The organism is Tamilnaduibacter salinus (genome assembly GCF_003096655.1).
GTDB lineage: Bacteria > Pseudomonadota > Gammaproteobacteria > Pseudomonadales > Oleiphilaceae > Tamilnaduibacter > Tamilnaduibacter salinus.
The window spans coordinates 129,026-148,282 of the sequence record NZ_QEKQ01000002.1 but is presented as its reverse complement, the minus strand read 5'-3'; the positions used below and the strand labels follow the sequence as shown (position 1 = coordinate 148,282).

The 19,257-nt window shown below is 61.8% G+C and carries 15 protein-coding genes; 12 read left to right on the top strand and 3 right to left on the bottom strand.

All coding sequences use genetic code 11. The features are described 5' to 3' along the window. The first annotated feature begins 20 nt into the window (after nt 1-20). The 12 genes from C8D92_RS03295 (at nt 21) to C8D92_RS03240 (ending at nt 15,268) form a co-directional block, all read left to right on the top strand. Nucleotides 21-461: a MerR family transcriptional regulator gene (locus C8D92_RS03295; protein WP_095611322.1), complete on the top strand. Its 441-nt coding sequence runs from the start codon at nt 21-23 to the stop codon at nt 459-461. A gap of 35 nt (nt 462-496) precedes the next feature. Then, on the top strand, nt 497-1,666 hold the full coding sequence (locus C8D92_RS03290; RefSeq protein WP_095611321.1) for an isovaleryl-CoA dehydrogenase: 1,170 nt from the start codon (nt 497-499) through the stop codon (nt 1,664-1,666). After that, nucleotides 1,663-3,270, top strand: a complete 1,608-nt coding sequence (locus tag C8D92_RS03285) for a carboxyl transferase domain-containing protein (RefSeq protein WP_095611320.1) — start codon at nt 1,663-1,665, stop codon at nt 3,268-3,270. The genes C8D92_RS03290 and C8D92_RS03285 overlap by 4 nt, the downstream gene beginning before the upstream one ends. Nucleotides 3,271-3,272: 2 nt before the next feature. Then, complete coding sequence (locus tag C8D92_RS03280) at nt 3,273-4,076, top strand: enoyl-CoA hydratase-related protein (RefSeq protein ID WP_095611319.1); 804 nt, start codon at nt 3,273-3,275, stop codon at nt 4,074-4,076. Then, the gene (locus C8D92_RS03275) at nt 4,069-6,072 is read left to right on the top strand and encodes an acetyl/propionyl/methylcrotonyl-CoA carboxylase subunit alpha (RefSeq protein WP_095611318.1); all 2,004 of its coding nucleotides are present in this window, start codon (nt 4,069-4,071) and stop codon (nt 6,070-6,072) included. Before C8D92_RS03280 ends, C8D92_RS03275 begins: the two co-directional genes overlap by 8 nt. Next, nucleotides 6,069-6,968: a hydroxymethylglutaryl-CoA lyase gene (locus tag C8D92_RS03270; RefSeq protein WP_095611317.1), complete on the top strand. Its 900-nt coding sequence runs from the start codon at nt 6,069-6,071 to the stop codon at nt 6,966-6,968. The genes C8D92_RS03275 and C8D92_RS03270 overlap by 4 nt, the downstream gene beginning before the upstream one ends. 33 nt (nt 6,969-7,001) lie before the next feature. Next, complete coding sequence (locus C8D92_RS03265) at nt 7,002-8,975, top strand: acetoacetate--CoA ligase (protein ID WP_095611316.1); 1,974 nt, start codon at nt 7,002-7,004, stop codon at nt 8,973-8,975. Nucleotides 8,976-8,983: 8 nt separating this feature from the next. Next, complete coding sequence (locus C8D92_RS03260) at nt 8,984-10,387, top strand: sigma-54 interaction domain-containing protein (RefSeq protein WP_095611315.1); 1,404 nt, start codon at nt 8,984-8,986, stop codon at nt 10,385-10,387. 250 nt (nt 10,388-10,637) lie between these two features. Beyond that, a complete protein-coding gene (locus C8D92_RS03255) occupies nt 10,638-11,699 on the top strand; it encodes a TRAP transporter substrate-binding protein (protein ID WP_095611314.1) in 1,062 nt (353 codons plus the stop codon). An 87-nt stretch (nt 11,700-11,786) separates the two neighbouring features. Next, nucleotides 11,787-12,377 carry a TRAP transporter small permease subunit gene (locus C8D92_RS03250; protein WP_095611313.1) on the top strand — a complete coding sequence of 197 codons (591 nt, stop codon included), beginning with the start codon at nt 11,787-11,789 and terminating at the stop codon, nt 12,375-12,377. Next, nucleotides 12,367-13,725: a TRAP transporter large permease gene (locus C8D92_RS03245; protein ID WP_095611312.1), complete on the top strand. Its 1,359-nt coding sequence runs from the start codon at nt 12,367-12,369 to the stop codon at nt 13,723-13,725. The genes C8D92_RS03250 and C8D92_RS03245 overlap by 11 nt, the downstream gene beginning before the upstream one ends. A gap of 10 nt (nt 13,726-13,735) precedes the next feature. Beyond that, nucleotides 13,736-15,268: an acyl CoA:acetate/3-ketoacid CoA transferase gene (locus tag C8D92_RS03240; protein ID WP_095611311.1), complete on the top strand. Its 1,533-nt coding sequence runs from the start codon at nt 13,736-13,738 to the stop codon at nt 15,266-15,268. Nucleotides 15,269-15,345: 77 nt separating this feature from the next. Here C8D92_RS03240 and C8D92_RS03235 read toward each other — a convergent pair whose 3' ends face one another. The 3 genes from C8D92_RS03235 to C8D92_RS03225 form a co-directional block, all read right to left on the bottom strand. After that, on the bottom strand, nt 15,346-16,554 hold the full coding sequence (locus C8D92_RS03235) for an ammonium transporter (protein WP_095611341.1): 1,209 nt from the start codon (nt 16,552-16,554) through the stop codon (nt 15,346-15,348). Between the two features lie 645 nt (nt 16,555-17,199). Then, nucleotides 17,200-18,141 (bottom strand): electron transfer flavoprotein subunit alpha/FixB family protein, encoded by a 942-nt coding sequence (locus C8D92_RS03230; RefSeq protein WP_095612006.1) that lies wholly within the window; start codon nt 18,139-18,141, stop codon nt 17,200-17,202. Beyond that, nucleotides 18,142-18,891, bottom strand: a complete 750-nt coding sequence (locus C8D92_RS03225; protein ID WP_095612007.1) for an electron transfer flavoprotein subunit beta/FixA family protein — start codon at nt 18,889-18,891, stop codon at nt 18,142-18,144. It abuts the gene before it with no gap. Between the last annotated feature and the right edge of the window lie 366 nt (nt 18,892-19,257).

Below are 19,257 nucleotides of genomic sequence, written 5' to 3'. Positions count from 1 at the left end.
CGTCAGAGGAACATCACAACATGGGCGAGAAGAAAGCGATCTACACCATCCGGGATCTGGCCCGGGAGTTTGACGTCACCAGCCGGACGATCCGTTTCTACGAGGAAGGCGACCTGCTTCACCCCCAACGGGAGGGGCAGACCCGTCTCTATACCGACCGCGACCGGGTCAAGCTCAAGCTGATTCTGCGGGGCAAGCGTCTCGGGTTCAGTCTCGCCGAATCCCGTGAATTGATCGAGATGTACGACCCGACGTCGGACAACATCCATCAGTTGCTCGCTCTGCGGGAGAAAATTCTGAACCGTCGCGAGGCACTTCAGCAGCAGCTGCTGGACATCCAGGACATGCAGAATGAGCTGGACGCGGCCGAAGAACGCTGCCTGGAAGCCCTCCGCGGCAGTGATCACCGCAATGACGAGGCACCCGCGCCGCAAAGACTGGCCCAGGCCGTCGATCAGTAAGGCGCCATCCAATAACCACAAGAGTCGAGGCCATCATGAAAAGCCAATACACATCCCTCAACTTCGGACTGGGCGAAACCACGGACATGCTCCGTGACCAGGTCAACCAGTTCGCCACCGACCTGATCGCACCGATTGCCGAGAAAACCGATCAGGAGAATGCCTTCCCGAACGACCTCTGGCCTCGCCTCGGCGAGATGGGGCTGCTGGGCATGACCGTCAGCGAGGAATACGGCGGCAGCAACATGGGGTATCTCGCCCACGTGATCGCCATGGAGGAGATCAGTCGCGCCTCCGCCAGTATCGGCCTGAGCTATGGCGCCCACTCCAACCTCTGCGTCAACCAGATCTTCCGCAACGGCACGGACGAGCAACGCGCCCGGTACCTGCCCAAGCTGGTTTCCGGCGAGAATGTCGGTGCCCTGGCCATGAGCGAGCCCAACGCTGGCTCGGACGTGGTCAGCATGAAACTGCGTGCCGACCGCAAGGGGGACCGCTTCATCCTCAATGGCAGCAAGATGTGGATCACCAACGGCCCGGACGCCGACACTTACGTGATCTACGCCAAGACGGATGCCGACAAGGGGCCCCACGGCATCACCGCCTTTATTGTCGAACGCGACAGGCCCGGTTTCTCCCGGGGGCCGAAACTCGACAAGCTGGGCATGCGCGGCTCCAACACCTGCGAGCTGATCTTCGAGGACGTTGAGATTCCGGAAGAGAACATCCTGGGTGGCGAAAACCAGGGTGTGAAGGTGCTGATGTCCGGTCTCGATTATGAGCGCGTGGTGCTCTCGGGTGGCCCCGTCGGCATCATGCAAGCCTGCCTCGACGAGGTCGTGCCCTACGTTCACGAACGCAAACAGTTCGACCAGCCGATCGGCGAGTTCCAGATGATCCAGGCCAAACTGGCGGACATGTACACCGAGTTGGCCGCCTCGCGATCCTACCTGTACGCCGTTGCGCAGGCCTGCGACCGGGGTGAAACCACCCGCAAGGACGCCGCCGGTGCCATCCTGTATACCTCCGAACGTGCCACGAAGATGGCCCTGGAAGCCATCCAGATCCTCGGCGGCAATGGCTACATCAACGAATACCCGACGGGCCGTCTGCTACGGGACGCCAAGCTCTATGAGATCGGCGCCGGCACCCAGGAAATCCGCCGGATGCTCATCGGCCGGGAACTGTTCAAGGAATCATCATGAGCGTGCTTCACACACAAGTTGACCGCGACGGCGCGGAATTCCGCGACCGACACGCCGACATGACCGCCCTCGTTACCGAGCTGGGCGAACAGCGCGAACGCATCGCGCTCGGCGGTGGTGAGCAGGCGCAACAGCGCCAGCGGGACAAGGGGAAGCTGCCGCCCCGCGAGCGCATCGCGCGGTTGCTGGACCCCGGCTCTCCCTTCCTGGAAGTCGGTGCGTTCGCCGCCGAGGGCGTTTACGAAGAAGAGGTGCCGGCGGCCGGTGCGGTTGCCGGCATTGGTCGTGTGGAAGGCGTCGAGTGCATGATCGTCGCCAACGACCCGACCGTGAAAGGGGGCACCTACTATCCGCTGACGGTCAAGAAACACCTGCGGGCGCAGACGATTGCGGAAGAGAACCGCCTGCCCTGCATTTATCTGGTGGATTCCGGCGGCGCCAACCTGGCGCGGCAGGACGAGGTGTTCCCGGACGAGGACGACTTCGGCCACATCTTCTACCGCCAGGCCAATCTCTCGGCCAAAGGCATCCCCCAGATTGCGGTTGTGCTGGGCCTGTGCACCGCCGGCGGCGCCTACGTACCCGCCATGGCCGATGAAAGCATTATGGTGCGGGGTCAGAGTTCCATTTTTCTCGCCGGACCGCCACTGGTGAAAGCGGCTACGGGCGAATCCGTGAGCGCCGAAGAACTGGGCGGTGCGGACGTGCACTGCGGCATTTCCGGCGTGGCCGATCATGTGGCCGATTCGGAAACCGAAGCGCTGGAACGGGCACGGCACTGCATCGCCAACCTCAACCATCGCAAACCGGCGAGCCTCACCATGAAGACACCGGAGGAACCGCTCTATCCGGCGGAAGAGCTTTACGGTGTGGTTCCGACGGATCTGCGGACGCCCTATGACGTGCACGAAGTGATCGCCCGGCTGGTGGATGGCTCGGAGTTCGACGAGTTCAAAGCTTCTTTCGGGACGACGCTGGTGTGCGGATTTGCGCATCTGTACGGCATGCCGGTGGGGATTGTCGCCAACAACGGCATCCTGTTCTCTGAATCCGCCCAGAAAGGCGCGCACTTCATTGAGCTGTGCAACCAGCGGAAGATCCCGCTGATCTTCCTCCAGAACATCACCGGCTTCATGGTCGGCAAGGAGGCCGAGCACGGCGGCATTGCCAAGCACGGCGCCAAGATGGTGACAGCCGTTGCCTGCTCCCGTGTCCCACGCCTCACCGTCATCATCGGTGGCAGTTACGGCGCGGGGAACTACGGCATGTGCGGGCGCGCCTACAAACCCCGTTTCCTGTGGATGTGGCCCAATGCCCGCATCGCGGTGATGGGTGGCGAGCAGGCCGCCGGCGTACTGGCCGACGTCAAACGGGCCGGGCTGAAACGCAAAGGGAAGGAATGGACGGACGCCGAAGAAGCGGCGTTCAAACAACCCTACGTCGAGCAGTTCGAACGCCAGTCAACGCCGCAATACGCTAGCGCCAGGCTGTGGGATGACGGCGTCATCGACCCGGCAGACACCCGGCGGGTACTGGGCCTGAGCCTTTCGGCTGCGCTCAATGCGCCCCCTGAAGACACTCACTACGGCATTTTCCGGATGTGACCATGACCGACGAAACCGTTCTCTACGAAATGGATGATCGCGGCGTGGCCTGGGTCACGCTCAACCGCCCCGATAAACGCAACGCCTTCGGTGGGCCAATCATTGCCGCGCTCATTGACGCCCTGGACCAGGCCAGGGACGCGCCGGAATGCCGGGCACTCGTGCTCGCCGGCGAAGGCCGACACTTCTCCGCCGGTGCGGACCTGGGCTACATGAAACAGAGCGCCCAGCTCTCCGAAGCGGAGAACATTGACGACGCACGCACCCTCGCCCGGCTCATGGATACGCTTGATCGGTTCCCTGCCCCCACCATCGCCCGCGTCCAGGGCGCGGCGTTTGGCGGTGCACTAGGGCTCGTGAGCTGCTGCGACATCGTCCTGGCCGCGGAGAATACTCGCTTCTGCCTCAGCGAAACACGACTGGGGCTGGCCCCCTCCACCATCGGCCCCTATGTGGTTCGCGCTATGGGGCTCCGTCAGGCACGGCGCTATTTCCTCAGCGCCGAGGAAATTGATGTGGAGCGGGCCGTTGATCTCAATCTCGTGCATCAGGTGATTCCCGACGACGATCTGGACGACGCTATCGATGCCATGCTGGATCGGCTACTGAAGAACGGCCCTGAAGCGCTGGCTGCCTGCAAGACGCTGATCGCTTGCATCGGGCAGGATCAGCCCGACGACGATCTGATGGACTTCACGGCACGCCAGATCGCCCGACTGCGAACCGGTGATGAAGCCCAGGAGGGGCTGTCCGCCTTTTTCGACAAGCGCCCTGCCCGCTGGGTAAAGGAGAGCCAGTATGACTGAGACGCCCATCCGCACCCTGCTGGTCGCCAACCGCGGCGAGATTGCCCACCGCATCATGCGGACCGCTCGCCGAATGGGCGTTCACACGGTCGCTGTCTTTTCCGACCCTGATCACGATGCGCCGTTCGTGCTGGCGGCGGACGAGGCGGTTCGCATCGGTCCCGCGGAGGCCAGCCAGAGTTACCTGAACGTGGATGCCATAATCAAGGCCGCCCGCGATACCGGCGCCGACGCCATTCACCCTGGCTATGGCTTCCTGTCGGAAAACACCGATCTGGCGGCCGCCTGTGCCAACCATGGCATCCACTTTATCGGCCCGCCCGCCTCAGCGATCCGGGCCATGGGTTCCAAAAGCGCCGCCAAGGCGCTGGTGGCCGAGGCCGATGTACCACTGGTGCCCGGCTACCATGGCGATGAACAAAGCGACGAGCGTTTACGGGCCGAGGCGGACAACACCGGCTACCCGCTGCTCATCAAAGCGAGCGCGGGTGGCGGCGGCAAGGGCATGCGCGTTGTGCGAGGGCCGGACGAGCTGGACGAAGCCATCGCCTCGGCACGACGCGAGGCCGAATCCGGGTTTGGCGACCCTCACCTCCTGCTTGAGCGTTACCTTGAAAATCCCCGGCACGTCGAAGTCCAGGTCCTGTTTGATCGCCACGGCGCCGGTCGTTATCTGTTTGACCGGGACTGCTCGGTGCAGCGCCGCCACCAGAAGATCATCGAGGAAGCGCCCGCGCCCGGTCTGTCCGACTCCGTACGTCAGGCGATGGGTGAAGCCGCGATCCGGTGCGGCGTAGCCATTGGCTATACCGGCGCAGGCACCGTGGAATTTCTCTACGAACCTGGTGGGCACTTCTACTTCATGGAGATGAACACCCGGCTTCAGGTGGAACACCCGGTCACGGAGATGATTACCGGACTGGATCTGGTGGAATGGCAACTCCGCGTGGCGGCCAACGAACCATTGCCCTGGGCGCAGGCGGACCTGTCACGGGATGGCCACGCCATGGAGGCGCGGGTCTACGCCGAGGACCCTGACAACGGTTTTCTGCCGGCAACCGGGACACTGTACCGGCTCCAGGAACCGCAGGAGACGGATTGGCTGCGTGTGGATTCGGGCGTCGCCGAAGGACTGTCCATCACCCCTTGGTACGACCCGATGCTCGCGAAGGTCATCGCCTGGGGGCCGGACCGGGAGACGGCCCGTCGGCGTCTTTCAGACGCGCTGATCCGTTACCGGGCTCAGGGCGTGACCCTGAACACCGGGTTCGTGCACCGGGTACTGTCGCATTCGGCCTTTGCCCGCGCCGACCTGACCACGCATTTTATCGAGCAGTATGAAGACTCGTTACACGCGACACCCTTCACGGACGACGAGCAACAGGCCCTGACCTGGCTCGCGTGGTATCAGCGGACAGCCGCAACGCCCGATGCGGATCCGTGGTCCTTCGCCGACGCCTTCCGACTCGGCGGTCCACGGGAGCAGCCCTGCGAGTTGAGCATCGGTCAGACAGACAGGCGGCTGAACTACGAGCTGCAGGCGCCGGGCCGGGCGGTCCTGCATCTCGACGCTGACCGGCCGGTACAGACGATCCGGTGGCGGCCAGGGGCCAATGCCGATGAGACAATCGTCTCACTGGGCGGACGCGACGTGGTTCTGGCATCGTGTGCCCATGGCGAACAGTTGGGCGTGTTCGCGAACGCCAACCACTGGACGGCCCTGGTCAACCACCCGGAGGAACAGAAAGAATCCGACGGCCAGGACAACGCGCTGCATGCGCCGATGCACGGGCGAATTACCGATGTGCCCGGTACGGCCAACGTCTGGGTGGAAGCGGGTACCGCGCTTGTGGTCATGGAGGCCATGAAAATGGAGCACACCCTGCGTGCGCCGGCTAACGGTACCGTGGCGGCCATCCATTGCGGGATGGGCGATTCGGTCGGCGCCGGCCAGGAACTGGTGGCTTTCGAGCCGGATCAGGAGACAAGCGAATGAGTAATGACCGCGTCGAGATCGTCGAAGTCGGCCTGCGGGACGGGCTCCAGAACGAGCCCTCTCCCGTCGCACCGGACCGCCGGGCGAACTGGTTCAATCGGCTGGTAGACGCCGGGCTGCGCCGGATCGAAGCGGGCAGTTTTGTCTCCCCGAAGTGGGTACCCCAGATGGCCAACACCGATCAGGTGCTGGGCGCGATCCGTCGTCGGGACGGTGTGACAGCGGAAGTACTGGTTCCCAACGATCAGGGACTCCATCTCTCGCTCGAAAATGGCGCCGATGTGATTTCCGTCTTCACGGCGGCCTCTGAGAGCTTCAACCGGAAGAACATCAACTGCTCCATTGAGCAGAGCATCGAACGCTTCCGGCCCGTTGTCGCCGGCGCCCGCTCGGCAGGCAAGCCCGTCCGGGCGTATGTCTCCTGCGTTGTGGGCTGCCCTTATGAAGGACCGATTCAACCGGGGCAGGTCGCGGACGTTGTCGAGCAACTGATGGCCCTGGGGGTCGACGAAGTGTCCCTCGGGGATACCATCGGCGTGGCCCGTCCGCGCGAGATCCACCGGCTGCTGGATGCCGTCATGCCCCTCGTTGCGACGGATCGGCTGGCCCTGCACTGCCACGACACCCGCGGGCAGGCCATCGCCAACATCCACGCCGCACTGGAACGCGGCATCCGGACCTTCGACAGCGCCGTCGCCGGCCTTGGCGGCTGCCCCTATGCCCACGGGGCAACCGGCAACGTGGCGACCGAGGATGTGCTTTACTTGCTGGCGGGTGAAGGCCTGGAAACCGGCGTTGATCTGAACGCCGTTGCGGCGCTGGGAAATGACATCTGCAACCGGCTGAACCGCGCCAACCCCTCACGCGTGGGGCGCGCCCTGGCCCCATCCCCCTGAACGACTACCGAGACTGGAGCACGACTGACGACCATGAGCGACCGTATTCTCTGGCAACCCGACCAGAACCGGATCGATAACAGCCGGCTGATGGACTTCCGGCGTCAACTGGCCACAGAGCAGGCACCGGTCGAGGCCGACTACGACACGTTCCACCGCTGGACCGTCGACAACCACTCAGAGTTCTGGGCGGCCATTGCGCGCTATTTCAATGTTCAGGCGTCGTGGGACGGCCCGGTGACCGAGACGGAAGCGCCAGTCGTCGGGGAACGGTTTTTCCCCGAGACTCGAATCAATTTTGCGGAGAATCTGCTGGCCGCCGGCAACCCGGAGGACACGGCCCTGATTGAGCACCGGGAGGACGGTCGACGCCGGACCCTGACCTTCCGGGAACTGCGGCGTCAGTCCCAGTTGCTGACCGGTTTTCTCAAACAGGAAGGGGTTCAGCCCGGTGACCGGGTCGCCGGTTTCGTGCCCAACGGGATTGAGGCGATTGTCGGCATGCTGGCCACGAGTCAGCTCGGCGGCGTCTGGACGTCCTGCTCGCCCGACTTCGGTCTGCATGGCGTGATCGACCGGTTCGGTCAGACCGAACCCAAAGTCCTCATTGCCATCAACGGCTACCAGTACAACGGCAAACCGATCGACACCCGCGAACGGGTCGATGCCATCTGCGATGAGCTGCCAACATTGCGCCGCCTGATCCGGGTCGACAACCTCGATGGCCTTCCCTGGCGGGACGATGCGCCGGGCGCTGACTGGGATGATGTCTTCGATACCGCGCCGGAAACCCATTACACACGGATGCCCTTCAACGCACCGCTGTACATTCTGTATTCGTCCGGCACCACCGGCGCGCCCAAGTGCATTGTGCATGGCATCGGCGGCACCCTGTTACAGCACCTCAAGGAACTGGGCCTGCACACGGACATCCGCCCACGGGACCGGGTCTTCTACTACACCACCTGTGGCTGGATGATGTGGAACTGGGTAGTGAGCAGTCTTGCCCTGGGAGCGACGGTGGTGCTGTTCGACGGTTCGCCCTTCTCACCCGGGCCTTCCGTGCTATGGGACATGGCCGAGCGGGAACAGATCCGGATTTTCGGCGTCAGTGCCAAATACTATGCGGCCTGCGAAAAGGCCGGGCTCACGCCTCGGGAAAGCCACGACCTGGCCCATCTCGATGCCCTGCTCTCCACCGGCAGTCCGCTCTCCCACGAAAGCTTTGACTATCTCTACCGGGACGTGAAGGAAGACGTGTGTGTCTCCAGCATTTCCGGCGGCACCGACATCGTCTCCTGCTTTGCACTGGGCAATCCCACACTGCCTGTCTATCGGGGCGAGTTGCAGTGTCTCGGACTGGGCATGGACGTGGCGTTTGCGGATGACGAAGGCCAGCCCCTCCCCACCGGCAAAGGCGAACTGATCTGCCGCAACGCCTTCCCGTCCATGCCGGTCGGGTTCTGGAACGATCCGGACAACGTGCGCTTCCGCAAGGCCTACTTCAGCCGCTTTCCCGGCGTCTGGGCCCACGGCGACTATGGCGAGCTGGTGCCACACGAGCACACCGACAGCGCGCCCGCTCAGACCGGCGTGATCATTCACGGGCGCTCGGACGCGGTACTCAACCCCGGGGGCGTGCGCATCGGTACCGCGGAAATCTATCGCCAGGTGGAGAAGGTCGACGAGGTGCTGGAATCCCTCGCCATCGGCCAGCAATGGCAGGATGACGTGCGCGTTGTGCTCTTCGTACGCCTCCGTGACGATGTGACGCTGGACGACGATCTCTGCCAGCAGATCCGCCAGACGGTCCGGCAGAACACGACACCACGCCATGTTCCGGCGAAGATCATTCAGGTGCCTGACATTCCGCGTACGCTCAGCGGTAAGATTGTGGAGCTGGCCGTACGCAAGGTGGTCCATGGCGAACCGGTTAAGAACCAGGACGCCCTCGCCAATCCCGAAGCGTTGTCTCACTTCCGGGACCGCCCTGAACTGAAGGACTGAAGCACATCGTGTCGAACGCGGCCGGTTTCACACTCAAGGATCTGTCGGATCTCTCGGACAGTCCCCTGCTGACTCTCCTGGATCACATCTGCGAGGGCAGCCTGATCGTCGATGATCACGCGCGAATCCTCTGGATCAGCGACAAATACCGATCGGTATTGGGCGTGGACCCACAACTCGACGTAAGGGGTATGCCGGTGGAGGAACTGATCCCCAACAGCATGATGCGTCAGATCGTGCGCAGCGGACAGCCCATGCTGCTGGACCTGCTCCGCGCCCACGAGACCTGGATGGTGGTCACCCGTATTCCCATTCGGGATCAGTTCGACCAGGTCATCGGCGGCATTGGTTTCGTGTTCTACAAAGACATGGATTACCTCAAAGGCTTCGTCGAGAAGTATGGCCGGCTCAGCGGGCGGCCCACCAGCGCCGAACAGCAGGCGGTCAGCCTCCGGGATACCAAGTACACCTTCGCGGACTTTATCGGCCAGAGTGAACCCGTCGAACGGCTGCTTCAGCGTGCCCGACGGGCGGCGGAGCTCGACACCACAGTGCTGCTGCTGGGCGAGACCGGCACCGGCAAGGAAGTACTCGCGCACGCGATTCACCATGCGTCGGTCCGCACCGACGAGCCGTTTGTGAGCATCAACATGGCCGCCGTTCCGGACAACCTGATGGAAGCGGAATTTTTCGGTGTGGCCCCGGGCGCCTACACCGGTGCCGACCGGAAAGGGCGCAAGGGCAAGATTCACCTTGCTGACAAGGGCACGCTGTTTCTGGACGAAGTCGGCGACCTGCCCCACAACCTCCAGAGCAAACTGCTGCGGGTGCTTCAGGAACAGGAGTTTGAACGCCTGGGTTCCAATGAAGTCGTCCAGGTGGACGTGCGCATCCTGGCGGCCACCAGCCGGGATCTCAAAGCCATGGTGGACGCCGGCGATTTTCGGGCTGACCTCTATTACCGGCTCAACGTTCTGCCCATTCAGGTGCCGCCTCTGAGGGACCACATCGAAGATCTGGAGCTGTTGGCCGATTCGATGATCCGCCGGATCGCTCACGGACTGGGCATGTCTCGAAAATGGCTGTCGGCCGATGCTGTCGATTACCTGAAATCCTGGCACTGGCCGGGCAACGTGCGAGAGCTTCAGAACACGCTGGAACGGACATTCATCTTCGCCCAGGGCTCGACCCTTAAGGCCGACGATTTCCTTCCACCCTCGCCGGAAGACACCTCATCAAGTTCGGTCGCACCCACGATCGAACCGCTGTCTGACGCCGTAGCCCGGGCCGAACGGGAAGCGATCATCCAGGCCCTGAACGCGACGGGGAACAACCGATCACAGGCGGCAAAGGCCCTTGGCATCTCCCGCGCCAACCTCTACGAGAAGATGACCCGCCTGGGTATGACCTGAGCGGTCACCGACTGTCTGCAAGTTCAGACACCGTCTGTTTTTCCAGACACCTCGTTTCTCGCCCGATCGCGCTGACAGCGATGCTTTCCGGCTCCGGGTGTCCGGAATTCCGGACACTCGCTTTTTTGTCCCAGCCTACAACAATATAACTTTCTGTTTTTAAATGACTTAACGTTTCCGGCATGGTCTTTGATTGGGGAGCGGGCGCAGAACACAAAAACTGCCTTACAACAACAAACAGGTGATTATAATGCGAGCAACGACAAAACGACTTTCCGTCCTGTCTGCATGCGGTCTTGCGGCTGCAATCGCCACCGCTCCGGTTCAGGCGGCCGACAATGTCCGCTGGAAGATGCAGGCGGCCTACGGCACCAACCTGCCCGCCCTGGGTGACACCATTCCCTCCGTCCTGAAAGACCTTCGCGACGTCACGGACAACCGGCTGTACATCAAGCATTACGAACCCAACAAACTGGTCGGCACGCTGGAGATCATGGACGCGGTCCGCTCCGGCAAGATCGCCTCCGGCTTCACCTGGATCGGTTACGATCAGGGCAAAGTGCCCTCCTCCATCCTGTTCTCCGCCGTGCCCTTTGGCATGGAACCATGGGAGTACATGGCATGGTGGTATGAAGGCGGCGGCCAGCAACTGGCCGAGGACATCTACCACGATCAGAACATCCACCCCGTTCTGTGCGGCCTGACCGGCCCGGAAACAGGCGGTTGGTTCAACAAGGAAATCAACAGTATCCAGGACATGGAAGGCCTGAAAATCCGCTATCCGGGCATCGGCGGCAAGATCCTCCAGGAAGTGGGCGCGTCGGTCACCACCCTGGCGGGCGGAGAGATCTTTCAGGCACTCGAAAAAGGCGCGATTGATGCCTCTGAGTTCTCCCTGCCCACTGTCGACAAGCAACTGGGATTCTTCAAAGTCGCCGAGTACAACTACTTCCCAGGCTGGCACCAGCCATTTGCGGCATTCCACCTGACCGTCAACAAGGAGAAGTGGGATGCCATCAGCGACGTCGACAAGAAGCTCATCAACATGAGCTGTCAGGCTGGCGTGACACGCAACCTCGCCCAGGCGGAGGCCACCCAGGGCGAAGCGATCGAGTACCTTGAAGATCAGGGTGCCAAGACCCGGAAGCTGCCGGATTCGGTCCTGAAGGAACTGGAAGAGGTCGCCGAGACGGTTCTGGAGCGCGAAGCCTCCCAGAACGAGGACTTTGCCCGCGTCTATGAAAGCCAGAAGGACTTCATGGACCAGTATCAGCGCTGGCAGGACCTCGGGTATCTCCCGCGGGACTTCTGACGTCCTGATTCGATACCCCCTCTGAACCACACCCCCGGTCCGCCCGGACCGGGGGATCTTGACCCGATTTCCTTTCCGGAGACACTCATGACGGATTCCCGTGATTCGCTGTCCGAGGTGCCCGCCCATGGGCCTGAGGGACTGGGCGATGCCCACCTGCCTCACACGGTGATCTCTCGCCCGATTGACGGGCTGATCGAACGGTTCGGCCAGCTCAGTGGCTGGCTATGGCCGGTACTGATGATGGTCATCATCATCAATGTGGTATCCCGATATGTATTCAGTGAAGGGCTCATCCAGTTGGAGGAGCTCCAGTGGCACATCTACTCATTCGGTTTTCTGGTCGCGCTGTCCTGGGCGGTTCTCGGAGACAGCCATGTGCGTGTGGACCTGTTGCGTGAGCGGTTCAGCCTGAAAACCCAGGCAGTGATCGAGTTGCTCGGCATGGTCCTGCTGCTGATGCCGTTCGCCGCACTGCTGATGTACTACGCCTGGCCCTGGGTCGTCGAGGCCTGGGAGGTTGGCGAAAGCTCACGTTCAGCGGGCGGACTCTCCCACCGCTGGATCGTAAAAAGTTCCCTGTTGCTCGGCATGGGCCTGCTTCTGCTGGCCGGCCTTTCCCGGCTGACACGGCTGATCGCGTTCCTGACTCGTGGGGAGGTGCGCCGTGCCCATTAACGAGATGCTCGCAATCGGGATGTTCGTGCTGTTCATCCTGCTGATTTTCACCGGCTTCCCCATTGCCTGGGTACTGGGCGGTATCGCGTTGGCGTTCACCGGGCTCGCCATGCTGTCGGATATGTATCTGGACACGTTCATTGCCATGGACTGGGGTTACTTCTCGCTGTCCGTTGAGCGTATCTGGGGCACGATGAGCAGCTGGGTGCTGGTCGCCATTCCCATGTTCGTGTTTATGGGCCAGATGCTCGACCGTTCCGGCATCGCCGAGAAGCTGATGCTGAACGTCTCCCGCCTGTTCGGCCGGCTCAACGGCGGCATCGCCATCGCCGTGGTCATCATCGGCCTGCTGCTGGCGGCCTCCACCGGCATCGTCGGCGCCTCCGTGGCACTGCTGACCCTGCTGGCGGTTCCGGTCATGCTCAAGCGGGACTACAACCCGGATCTGGCTGTCGGCACCGTGTGCGCGGTCGGCACCCTGGGCATTCTCATGCCGCCATCCATCATGCTCGTCATGATGGCGGACCAGCTCGCCATGTCGGTTGGTGACCTGTTCATGGGCGCCGTTTTCCCGAGCGCCCTGCTCGGCGTCGCCTTTGTCATCTACATCGTGGTCCGTGGCTGGTTCCAGCCATCCGCCGCCCCGGCAGGCGATGATGCCGAGCCGGTCACGTTCGGTGTGGTATTCGACGCCTTCAAATCGATTCTGCCGCCGGCCATGCTGATTCTGGCCGTGCTGGGCAGCATCTTCGCCGGTCTCGCCACACCCACTGAGGCGTCCGGCGTGGGGGCCTTTGGTGCGACGTTGCTGGCGCTGTCCAACCGACGTCTGAGCCTGTCCGTTCTCAAAGACGTCTGCCGGGAAACCAGTCAGACCACGGCATTCATTTTCGCCCTTCTGGTGGGCGCCACCGCCTTCTCACTGGTGCTGCGTGGTCTGGGCGGAGACGGCATGATCGAGGAACTGCTGTCGAGTCTGCCATTCGGCCCGGCCGGCATCGTGATCTGCATACTGCTGATCACCTTCCTGCTTGGATTCGTCCTGGACTGGATTGAGATCACGCTCATCATGCTGCCTCTGGTCGCTCCGGTGGTTCAGTCACTGGGCTTTGATCTGGTGTGGTTCACGGTGCTGTTCGCCGTCTGTCTGCAGACGTCGTTCCTGACGCCTCCCGTGGGTTTCTCACTGTTCTACTGCAAGGGGGTGGCGCCGCCATCGATCACCGTCGGCACACTCTATCGCGGTGTGCTGCCCTTCATCCTGCTGCAGGCCAGCGTCCTGACCCTGATCTTCCTCTGGCCGGAGCTGGTAACCTGGTTACCGGATCAGGCCTACACCGGACACTAGGAGGCGGACCATGACCCATCCGAAACTGATTTCTTCATCGGACGCCGCCCGCCTGGTTCCGGCGGGCGCCACTCTGGCCACGGGCGGGTTCGTAGGCATCGGTTTTCCCGAAAGCCTCGCCGTTGCCCTGGAAACCCGCTTCCAGGATGGTGACGGGCCGAGTGACCTGACACTGGTCTATGCCGCGGGTCAGGGCGATGGCGCGGCCCGCGGCCTGAATCACTTCGCCTATGAGGGGCTGGTGCGACGGGTCATCGGCGGTCATTGGGGGCTGGTCCCCGGGCTCGGGGCGTTGGCCTGCGACAATCGCATCGAGGCCTACAATCTGCCACAGGGCGTGATTGCCCAGCTCTACCGGGACATTGCCGCCGGAAAACCGGGGATGCTCACTCATGTGGGCCTTAGATCCTTTGTCGACCCCCGTCATGGTGGTGGTCGTATGAACGACCGGACCCCCGAGGACCTGGTCCGTCTGATGACCATCGATGATCAGGAATACCTGTTCTATCAGACATTCCCCATTCATGTGGCCTTCCTCCGCGGCACCACTGCCGACGCCCGGGGCAACATCACGATGGAGCGGGAAGCGCTCCCTCTGGAAAGCCTCGCCATCGCGCAGGCGGTTCACAATTCCGGGGGAACCGTCATTGTTCAGGTCGAGCGCCTGACGGAGCAGCATCGACTGCATCCCGAACGGGTCCATGTCCCCGGCATCATTGTGGACCACATCGTTCTGGCCGACCCCGGCGAGCATCAGCAGACGTTCGCGGAGCCGTACAATCCGGCCTACACCGGCGAGATCACTCTCCCTGCGCTGCAGGGCGGCAGTGACCTCTCTGTACGCAAGCTGATCGGGCGTCGGGCAGCGCAACATCTGGTCGACAATGCCATCGTCAATCTGGGTATCGGCATGCCCGAGCTTGTCGCCGAAGTCGCGGCCGAAGACAACTGGCTGGACCGGATCACGCTCACCATCGAACCGGGCGCCATCGGTGGCCGGCCGGCCGGCGGGCTGAGCTTTGGCGCCGCCGCCAACGCCGAGGCGGTCATCGATCAACCCGCCCAGTTCGACTTCTACGATGGCGGGGGCCTCGATCAGGCGTACCTGGGCATGGCGCAGGTGGACCGGCACGGCAACGTCAACGTCAGCCGGTTCGGTAACCGTATGGCCGGCGCCGGCGGCTTCATCAACATCAGTCAGAACGCCCGGGAAGTGTTCTTCATGGGCACCTTCCAGGCGGGCGGCTCAAAAGTCCATATTGAGGACACAGGGCTGACTGTGGAGGAGCCCGGCAAGGGACGCAAGTTCGTCAGCGACGTGGAACACCTGACCTTCAATGGGCAATTTGCCCTTGAGCGGGGCCAGCGTGTTTTCTACATCACCGAACGCTGTGTGTTCCAGCTCACAGAGGAAGGGCTGACGTTGATCGAGATCGCCCCCGGCCTGGATCTGGACCGGGACATCCTGGCACACATGGACTTCCGACCCGTCATCTCAAGCCGGTTACAGGTGACAGACACCGCCCTGTATCGATCCGTCTGAACAAGACGACCGGGACCTGAAAAGGAAGGATCGGAAAGAAGCAGGCCCTGCCCCAGCCGGGACAGGGCCTTTCCCGTTTACTCGAAGGAGGTGGCGCCGATGCGATGGATGCTCACATCCGCGCCATTGAACTCGTCCTCCTCGGACAGCCTCAGACCGGAGACCAACTGAACCAGACCATAGACGATCAGGCCGCCCACAAAGGCGATCAGCATACCCGCGACGGACCCAATGATCTGGGACATCAGGCTCACGCCCCCAAGACCGCCCAGACCAGCCTGACCAAAGATACCGGCCGCAATGCCACCCCACAGACCGCACACGCCGTGAAGAGGCCAGACACCCAGCACATCATCCAGACGCTCGATCCGGTTCTGGGCCCACTCGAACAGGAAGACAAAGATCGCGCCGGCGATACCGCCGGTAATCAGTGCACCCACCGGGTGCATCAGATCGGAACCGGCACAGATGGCAACCAGGCCCGCCAAGGGACCGTTATGGATGAAGCCTGGGTCCCGGCCACCGACCAGCATGGACACCAGAACGCCACCCACCATCGCCATCAGGCTATTGACGGCAACCAGGCCACTGATGCCGTCGAGCGTCTGCGCCGACATCACGTTGAACCCGAACCAACCCACTGTCAGGATCCAGGCGCCGAGGGCAAGGAACGGTATGTTGGACGGCGCGAATGCCACAACACGGCCCTGACGATAGCGCCCATTCCGTGCACCGAGAATCAGGACCGCCGCCAGAGCGATCCAACCCCCAACGCCATGCACCACGACGGAGCCGGCAAAGTCGTGAAAGCCTGCACCAAACTGGTTCTCCAGCCAGGCCTGGAAACCGAAGTTGCCGTTCCAGACCATGCCCTCGAAGAGCGGGTAAATCACGGCCACGATCAGTGCTGACGCGATCAGTAGCGGGTAGAACCTGGCGCGTTCGGCCACACCCCCCGAGACGATGGCGGGGATCGCGGCCGCGAACGTCAGCAGGAAGAAGAACTTCACCAGTTCATAGCCCTGCCCGGACGTCAGCACCGCCGCGCCCTCAAAGAAGTGCTGCCCATAGGCCAGGTAATATCCGACGAAAAAATAGGCGACAGCGGACACGCCGAAATCCGCCATGATTTTCACGAGCGCATTCACCTGGTTCTTGTGCCGCACCGTGCCCACCTCGAGAAAGGCAAAGCCGGCGTGCATCGCCAGCACCATAATGGCACCAAGCAGGATAAAAAACGTGTTCGCGCTCTGCGTGAGCTCTTGAATCGCACTGGAAATATCCACGAGTGATGTCTCTCCTGTCTGATAACTGCTGTGACGGGCGTTCACGCGCGTCGGCGTGCCCCGTGCATTATTCGCGAGCAGCTCAAGCAAACAGTGTTCCGTTTTAGGGCGTTCTACGTAATGGCAGGCAGATAGAGAGGGATTAAAGGGGGTTAAAGGCTGGTTCTAGCCGCTTCAGGAAGGGTTTAAGCACCACGATAGTGCTCCAAAAGCAATCACGCACAATATTGGTTCGCCTCCTGTGTGGCGTTCCGGATCAATGGGGCCCAAGGACAAAAAGGTTCATCGCGGATTAGCGTGAAAACCGCGCTGGTACCTGTAGCCGATGTCTCCGACGTCGGAGTCCTCCGCAGGACGACAGAACTTGCAGGCAAATTCAGGTCAACGACCGTCCTGTATGAGCAAACTTGCTCGCGACCAGAGTATGCGCAGCAGATTGATTGCCTGCAAGCAAGCTCCGACTGGCTCGGTCAGTCCTGTGGACCCGGCAGGCCTGACGGCCTGCTCCGAAGTCGGAGACATCGGCTACAGGTCCGGCACTGTTAATATGACGACCTGCCGCTTCGCTCCGCTTTCACACCGATCTGCGAAGGACACAAAAAAAGGGTGCCCGGAGGCACCCTTTTTCCTGACTGATCAATGAGATCAGACGACTTCCTTAAGCTTTGATTCAAGCTCAGGCACCGCCTCGAAGAGGTCGGCAACGAGGCCGTAATCGGCAACCTGGAAGATCGGGGCTTCTTCGTCCTTGTTGATCGCCACGATCACCTTGGAATCGCCCATGCCCGCCAGGTGCTGGATAGCACCGGAAATGCCCACAGCAATGTACAACTGCGGAGCGACGATCTTGCCGGTCTGACCGACCTGCATGTCGTTCGGAACGAAGCCGGCGTCGACGGCGGCACGGGATGCGCCGACCGCAGCGCCCAGCAGATCAGCGACCTGTTCGAGAATCTTGAAGTTCTCGCCATTCTGCATACCACGGCCACCGGAGATGACAATGTCTGCAGAACCCAGATCCGGGCGATCAGACTCAGCCTTGTCTTCACTGACGAACTCGGAAACGCCCGCGTCATGCGCAGAGTCGATGTTTTCGACAGACGCGGAACCACCTTCGGCCGCCACCGGATCGAACGACGTGGTCCGAACCGTGATGACCTTCGTGCTGTCAGCGCTCTTCACCGTTGCAATGGCGTTACCGGCATAGATCGGACGAACGAAGGTGTCTTCAGACTCGACACGAATGATGTCGGAAACCTGCGCCACGTCCAGCAGCGCGGCGACACGCGGCATGGTGTCTTTTCCGTTGGTACCGGCAGAGGCGAAGATGTGGCCATAGTCCTTGCCGACTTCCGCCACCAGCGCGGACACGTTTTCGGCGAGGAAGTGCCCGTATGCGGCGTTGTCCGCGACCAGCACCTTATTCACGCCATCAATCTTGGCGGCTTCTTCACCAACGGCGCCACAGTTCTCGCCGGCGACCAGAACGTCGATATCACTACCGGCAGCCTTGGCAGCAGCCACAACGTTCAGCGTGGCCTGATCCAGACTACTGTTGTCGTGCTCAGCAATTACCAGGATGCTCATTTAGATCACCTTCGCTTCGTTCTTCAGTTTGTCGACCAGCTCAGCCACGTCTTCCACTTTCACACCGGCTTCGCGCTGCTTCGGTGCTTCCACTTTCAGTGTGGACAGGCGCGGAGCCACTTCAACACCCAGGTCGGCCGGAGCGACGCTTTCCAGCGGCTTTTTCTTGGCCTTCATGATGTTCGGAAGCGAGGCGTAGCGTGGCTCGTTCAGACGAAGGTCTGTGGTCACGACCGCCGGCAGCTTCAGGCCCACCGTCATCAGACCGCCATCGACTTCCCGCGTCACGTTGACCTTTTCACCGTCAACGGCCACTTCAGAAGCGAAGGTGCCCTGACCCCAGCCCATCAGTGCTGCCAGCATCTGACCCGTCTGGTTGTTGTCGGTATCAATGGACTGCTTGCCCATGATGACCATTTTCGGCTCTTCTTTTTCCACGACGCCTTTCAGCAGCTTCGCCGCCTCCAGGGACTGGACTTCTTCGTCCGTTTCAACGTGGATGCCACGATCGGCGCCGAGCGCCAGTGCCGTCCGGATCTGCTCCTGGGAAGCCTTCGGACCGATGGAGACCACAACGATCTCGCTCGCGATACCCTTTTCTTTCAGGCGAACCGCTTCTTCAACCGCGATTTCACAGAAAGGGTTCATTGCCATTTTGACGTTCGCGAGGTCAACGCCGGTGTTGTCCGGCTTGACCCGAACCTTCACGTTGTAGTCGATGACTCGTTTTACAGCGACCAGAACCTTCATAGATTCCTCGTTCTTCTACGATGGGTTTAATGACTCGCAATCAGAAGCGCCCACATCGACTGTGACATGCCACGCTCGTGATTCCTGTCGCATCGGTTCGCCCGGGCCCGGCTTGCGCGCACTGGCCCGTGCGGGCGAATGCCCTGCCGTCTTCAAAAGCGCCATAATACTGACGAGAATAATCAGGAGGGTCAATAGCCCCGCTGACACGCCGCAGCTGCCGACTATGCCGCGTTTCAGGATGAACGGTTGACTACAATGCCACCGCCCCGGACAATTTTCAAACAAACGTTTGTTTGAATTAGTGGTTCGGTTATCCTTGGGGGCCACACGGTCCCGTTCGGAACCAGGCCACGAGGCATCAGT